The sequence below is a fragment of the Bradyrhizobium sp. genome (assembly GCF_035570375.1).
In the GTDB taxonomy this organism is placed as follows: domain Bacteria; phylum Pseudomonadota; class Alphaproteobacteria; order Rhizobiales; family Xanthobacteraceae; genus Bradyrhizobium.
The window spans coordinates 21,524-27,523 of sequence record NZ_DATMLW010000256.1; the positions used below are offsets into that span (position 1 = coordinate 21,524).

The window sequence follows — 6,000 nt, forward strand, 5'->3', positions numbered from 1 at the left end:
CAAGTCAACTTCCGGCCTTTCGTCGGTATCGCGTGACCGCAATGTTCCAAGAATTCCGGCATATCACAAGGGCCGGAAGCCAAAGCTCCCTTGGATTTTCGACCAAGCCGCTTCAGGTCCTGCTTCCAAGCTTCTTGACGGCATCGAAGGTTGCCGGGCTCGGATGGCCATCGACCGGCCCCGAGTAAAGTCCCTTCTCCTCGAGGCGCCGCTGCAGGTTCTGCCAGAAGTCCGCGCTCCAAAGTTCGGGATGGCTGGTCAGCGACTGTACCGTTACCTCGTATTTCGCCTCCAGCGCCCGCGTGATCAGCCGGGCGGCTTCCGAACCGTCGCGCTGCAGGCCGAGCACGCCCGAATTGTAGGCTGCGCCCAGATTGTGAAGGCCGAGCGCATCGCCCTTGTCGGCCGCGGCGCGATAATGCTTGAGCGCTGTTTCGGCATTGCTTGGCTTGCCGCCGAGCCCGTTCTCATAGAAATAGCCAAGCGTCGCTTCAGCGCGCGCATTTCCTTTGGCCGACGAGGTCTCATAGGCATTGGCGGCCTGCACCATGTCGATGGGCGTACCGCCAAGACCGCGGGCGTAACAGTCGCCCTTGACAAGAAGTCCACCGGGAAAGGAATCGGTTCCGAGTTTGCGGGCATAGAAGCAGGCTCTGGTATGGTCCACACGGGTGAACTTTCCCGAATAGAAGGCGAGCGTAAGGTTGTTGAGCGAGGATTCGTGGCCCTGGGCGGCAGCCTTGCCGTACCAGTCATAGGCTCTGGATGCATCCGGCTGCACGATCGTGCTCAGCTTGAAATCCGGGTCGAACAGCGTTCCATAGAAAAATTCGGCGACCATCTCGCCGCCGCGCGCGTCGCGCTCCAGCGTATCCATCGCGACTTTGCTGGTTTTGGCCGCATCGCGCACCGCAAGCAACTGGCTGACGCGCTGGGCAGGATCGACCGGCCTTGCCCATTGCGCGTTCTTGCTCGCCGTGGGCGTCGCCCAGAACCACAGCATGGCCAGAAGTGCGAGCGCCTGGGGAAAGACGATCCACGCCAGCCGATACCACTTGTCGTCATACCAGAGCTTGCCGTGGGCTGAGAGCCAGCTCGAATGGACCGGGATCATGACAAGGTCTCCGACATCCTTCCCATGATCAGCTGACCGTCGCTTCCAGCAGATCAGCCGTTTCGATCCGCGACAGATCCGCATTCGCATCAGTGGAGATGCGGATGGCCTGCGCCTCCCGCGCCTTTTCCAGCAGCGTGCGCATCGAACGCGCATTGCCCCAATCGGGCGCCTTGGTGCGGGATTCGATCCACGCCGTCAACGCTGCAGCGAAATCCTCAGGCAGCGAGAAATGCTGGCGTGCCGCCATGCGGCGAAGGATTTCGCAGAGATCGCTGGCGCCGTAGGGCGGGAAATCCACCGTCTTGGTGAAGCGGCTGCCCAGTCCCGGATTGCTCTCGATGAAGCGGCGCATCTCGTTGGGATAGCCCGCGACGATCACGACGATGCGATCGCGGTTGTCTTCCATGAACTTGAGCAGCGTGTCGATCGCCTCCTTGCCGAAGTCGTGGCCGCTGGCGCCGGTGCCTGCGGCCAGTGTATAGGCTTCATCAATGAACAGGATGCCGTCGAGCGCCTCCCGGCACCTGTCGAGGGTCTTGGTCGCGGTCTGTCCGACATAGCCCGCAACTAGGCCGGCGCGATCGGTCTCCACGATGTGTCCCCTGCGCAGAACCTTGAGGCTGCGGAAAACCTCGCCGATCACGCGCGCCACCTCGGTCTTGCCGACGCCGCGCGGTCCGGTGAACACCATGTGCTGGCTAAGTGCGGCGACGGGGAGGCCCTGTTCTCTCCGCTTCTGTTCGACCTCCAGCCGCGCGGTGAGGCGCTTGACCTCATGTTTGACCGGCGCAAGGCCGACCATGGCGTCGAGCTTCTCGAGCGCTGCGGCCGCCGAACCCCGGTCGTCTTCAGCCTTTTGGCCTGTGGCCTGAGCGACGTCCTCGATCGTGACCACCGAAATGTCGGCCGCAGGATTGTTCGCCACCCGCACCGCCTGCGCCTCGCGCGTCTTCTCCAAGAGCGTGCGCATCTCCCGCCCATTCGCCCAATCATCTGCCTTCGAGCGCGCCTCGATCCATGGCCTGAGCTTGGCCTCGAAGCCTGCAGGCAGGGCGAATTGCTGGCGCGCGGCCATGCGGCGGAAGATCTCGCACAATTCGCTCGCATCGTAAGAGGGGAAATCGACCGTCTTCGAGAAGCGGCTGCTCAGGCCCGGATTGCTGTCGATGAAGCGGCGCATTTCGTTGCGATAGCCGGCAACGATCACGACGATGCGGTCGCGATTGTCCTCCATGAATTTCAACAGCGTGTCGATCGCCTCCTTGCCATAATCGGCGCCGAGGCCGGCGGAAGCGGCGAGGCTGTAGGCCTCGTCGATGAACAGGATGCCGTCGAGCGCCTCGCGGCATTTGTCGAGCGTCTTGATCGCGGTCTGCCCGATATAACCGGCGACGAGACCGGCACGGTCGGTCTCCACGACATGGCCTTTGCGCAGCACCTTCAGTCCGCGAAAGATTTCGCCGATCAGGCGGGCGACCTCGGTCTTGCCGACGCCGGGCGGGCCGGTGAACACCATGTGCTGGCTGAGCGCCGAAACGTCGAGACCCATATCGCGCCGCTTCTGTTCGACCTGCATGCGCGCCACCAGCGCCTTGACTTCCTGCTTCACCGGAGCAAGCCCAACCATGGCGTCAAGTCTGGCGAGCGCCGCATCCGTCGAAGGAACTCCCGCCGTTTCATCGTCGTCGGTGATCGCGATGGGGCGGACCAAATCGGCCGTATTCGCCTGCGGCTGATCGTGCTGCTGCACCAGGCGCATGGCGATAAAGGTCATGCTGAAGCCTGCGGCGACAATGGACAGGATCGTCAGCGCGGTGGTCATCATGGCCGTTCAACCGCGCCCGGTTGCCTTCAACAGGTCGACGATTTCGATGCGCGACAGATCGGCAGACGGATCGGTGGCGATCCGAAGCGCCTGCGCCTCGCGCGACTTTTCCAGAAGCGTGCGCATCTCCCGCGCGTTGGCCCAGTCCTCGGCGCGCGAGCGTTCGCTGATCCACGGCGCCCCGAAAAACCGTCAGGCAGGGTGAAATGCTGCCGCGCCGCCATGCGGCGGAGGATTTCACAAAGTTCGTCAGCGCTGTAGCGCGGGAAGTCAATGGCCTTGGTGAACCGTCCGGCCAGCCCCGGATTGGTGTCGATGAAGCGGCGCATTTCGTTGGGGTAGCCCGCGACGATCACCATGATCCGGTCGCGATGGTCTTCCATGAACTTCAGGAGCGCCTCGATCGCTTCCCTGCCGAAATCGGCGCCCGAACCGGGCGTGCCGGCCAGCGTGTAGGCCTCGTCGACGAAAAGAATGCCGTCCAGCGCCTCGCTACACTTCTGCAGCATTTTGGGCGCGGTCTGCCCGATATAGCCCGCCACCACGTCGGCGCGCTGAACCTCGACCAGATGTCCGACCCGCAAGACCTTGAGTGCACGATAGATGTCGCCGAGCGCACGCGCCACCTCGGTCTTGCCGACGCCCGGTGGACCGGTGAACACCATGTGCAGGCTCAGCGGCGCCGAGGTGAGGCCCTGTGCGCGCCGTTTCTGCTCAACCTGCAGCCGCGCGATCAGGCCGTTGACCTCGCGCTTGACCGGCGCCAGACCCACCATGGCTTCGAGCTCCTCGATTGCCTTGTTGGGCGCGGAGTCCGGGATTTCCCGTTCGGGCGCCAACAGCATCTGGAAGGTTTCGGCCAGGCCGCCGCGCGGCGCCGGCTGCAGCGCGCCGGCTCGCGCATAGGAGGATGCCGCCACCGACACCAAAAGTCCGATCGCAGCGAGTACCAGCACGATCAGCGTGCCGCTGAGCATGTGCTGGGTCGAAGGAGAGAGCCCCTTGATCCATCCCGCCGGTCCGGACTGCGGATTGAGAATCCAGGCGGTGATCATCGTGGCGCCGACGCCGCCGATGATGATGGCGAGGATCTGCTGGTCCTTGAACAGGTTTCTCATCGCGAGGTCTTTAACAGGGGTTCACGGCGCGCCAGACGACGGGGATGCTTTGCGAGCCGGGAAGCTCGATCAGCACGCGCGTCGGCGTCAGGCCCAGGACGGCACCGGTGGCATTGCCTTCAACCACAAAGGTGCCGGCGCCGGCGCCATAGGGCGCCGGATAAGGCACCGCGATCCGCTGCATATTCTCAGTGACCGTGAAATAGGGGGAGGCGTAGTTCCCCGAGCGGATGCGAAGCGTGCTGCCAATCGCGGCCGTACCCTTGGCGATGGTCATCGAGGCCAGCGGAATCTTGCAGCGCTGCGCATCCTCGGCCAGCGGACCCGCCGCCGCGGGCGTCAGGGTGGTAGCCGCTTCGCCCAGGTCGCGCTGGGCAACAAAGTTCACGGCCGGCTGCGCCGGATCGCCCGAAACGAAGTTGATGTCGGCGTTCTTCAAGATTAGTCCAACGGCCGCAACCGTGAGCAGGCCCCCGACCGCGGCGACCAGGGCCGCACGCCGGCTGGGCCTGACGCTGGTGCTGAAACCGGGCGTCTCGGGCCGGCTCTTTGCCGCCGGCGTCTGCGCTTGTTCGGACATTGCCCCTGCCTTCGCGTTGGCAGCCCCACTCCTCACGGGATAGCTTACCCAAGCGGCCATGGGGCGGAAAGTTATTCAACGGGGTCAAACCTATCAAAAGCCGACCGCCGCACTGTGACGCCGCGCACATTAGGCGCAGCTCCTGCCAACCGTCGCCACGATCCGACCGGCGCGCTTCGATCGCGGCGCGGGCCGGGCCGTGCCGCACATCGTGACCGCCCGCGTTTCGGGTAAGGAATTCATGCAGGAAGGCGGTTTGCGAAGCCTTCCTCTGCAGTCGCTTCAACTGTGAGCCCGGTCGTCTGTCGGGCGCTCGGGAGCGTTCGTGAGACGTTCGTTGGCCGTTTTGGGACGTGGCGGCGGTTCCTCGGGTGGCGCGCGCGCAACAAGCGAGGCCGGTTATCGGATTTCTCGGCCGCAATTCACCCGAAACGTAGCGACATCGCCTGACCGCGCTGCCGTTCGGCCTTGAGTAGACAAGCTGCGTCGAAGGTTAGAATGTGGCGAGCGAACAGGGTCGGGCAGGGGAGCAGCTTGCGGCGCCTGTCCTCGATATGCGCTGCCCGCGAGCGCATCCTCAAATGGCGAAAAGTCATCGACGAAAGTAGAACTGATCGTCATTCTCAGCACCGCCAATGCTCGACTTGACCGTGCCGCCGGCGTGATCGAACAGCAAGAAGCCACGCGGCGTCGGCTTCCCGCCCTTGTTTGTCAGCAGTCGCACAAAGCCGCTGCCGACGAGGTCGCGAAAATGAACCTGCCAGGCGTCTGCATGAGGGCCTGGGAAGTCGCCGCTGCGGCTGAAAATGGCTTCATTCAGCAATTGCGCGGATGAACTAGTTCCAATGCCGCGTCACTGCGCCGCGCCGATGCCGGATTTGTGAAGCGGTATGCCGCGGTATTGGCGCGCTCGATCCCCAAACTCGCCCATTCGGGTGCCGGACGAGGCGATTCATTAACAAAGGTTTAACAGTCGCTCGCCCAGCGCCACAGGTGCCAGGGAATGTTGCGGGATAGCTACATCCCACACAAAACATATGATTTTTTCGCGATCGCGGAAATCTAGCACAACTATTGCATTGCCTCATGAAGTCGGTCGCGTGTCCAATGGAGCTATGTGCAGATGCTGATTCGCGGGCCGGGTACAGGCAACGCTTCGACGACGTGGAAGTAATGACGCGCGTTACAGCGATGCAGCAGACCTTATGAGGAGAGGGATCATGTACAACGATTCTTTGTTCAACGCTTTCGCGCGATCGTTCGAGGCGCGAAGCGAAACGGACATGTCGATGGCGGAATATCTGGAATCGTGTCGAGGCGATCCGATGCGATACGCAAATTCGGCCGAACGACTACTAGC

5 protein-coding genes and 1 pseudogene are annotated in these 6,000 nt (G+C 63.1%); all 6 read right to left on the bottom strand.

Annotated elements, in window-relative coordinates; all coding sequences use genetic code 11:
• Positions 1-112: 112 nt before the first annotated feature.
• The 6 genes and pseudogenes from VNX23_RS28190 to VNX23_RS28215 all read right to left on the bottom strand — a co-directional run bounded on the left by VNX23_RS28190 (position 113) and on the right by VNX23_RS28215 (position 5,463).
• The gene (locus VNX23_RS28190; RefSeq protein ID WP_325634851.1) at positions 113-1,114 is read right to left on the bottom strand and encodes an SEL1-like repeat protein; all 1,002 of its coding nucleotides are present in this window, start codon (positions 1,112-1,114) and stop codon (positions 113-115) included.
• Positions 1,115-1,142: 28 nt separating this feature from the next.
• Positions 1,143-2,942, bottom strand: coding sequence for an AAA family ATPase (locus VNX23_RS28195; protein WP_325634852.1), 1,800 nt, complete (start codon positions 2,940-2,942; stop codon positions 1,143-1,145).
• A 6-nt stretch (positions 2,943-2,948) separates the two neighbouring features.
• Positions 2,949-3,068 (bottom strand): hypothetical protein, encoded by a 120-nt coding sequence (locus VNX23_RS28200; RefSeq protein WP_325634853.1) that lies wholly within the window; start codon positions 3,066-3,068, stop codon positions 2,949-2,951.
• A gap of 197 nt (positions 3,069-3,265) precedes the next feature.
• A pseudogene (locus VNX23_RS28205) lies at positions 3,266-4,060 on the bottom strand (AAA family ATPase); the annotation flags it as partial.
• 10 nt (positions 4,061-4,070) lie between these two features.
• A complete protein-coding gene (locus VNX23_RS28210) occupies positions 4,071-4,640 on the bottom strand; it encodes a hypothetical protein (RefSeq protein ID WP_325634854.1) in 570 nt (189 codons plus the stop codon).
• 592 nt (positions 4,641-5,232) lie between these two features.
• Entirely contained in the window at positions 5,233-5,463 is a 231-nt protein-coding gene (locus tag VNX23_RS28215) for a hypothetical protein (protein WP_325634855.1), read from the bottom strand.
• Positions 5,464-6,000 lie beyond the last annotated feature (537 nt).

Excerpts from the sequence above, each read along its gene's own strand:
- VNX23_RS28190 (WP_325634851.1), bottom strand. The coding sequence starts at position 1,114 with ATGATCCCGGTCCATTCGAGCTGGCTCTCAGCCCACGGCAAGCTCTGG.
- VNX23_RS28195 (WP_325634852.1), bottom strand. The coding sequence starts at position 2,942 with ATGATGACCACCGCGCTGACGATCCTGTCCATTGTCGCCGCAGGCTTC.
- VNX23_RS28200 (WP_325634853.1), bottom strand. The coding sequence starts at position 3,068 with ATGCGCACGCTTCTGGAAAAGTCGCGCGAGGCGCAGGCGCTTCGGATC.
- VNX23_RS28210 (WP_325634854.1), bottom strand. The coding sequence starts at position 4,640 with ATGTCCGAACAAGCGCAGACGCCGGCGGCAAAGAGCCGGCCCGAGACG.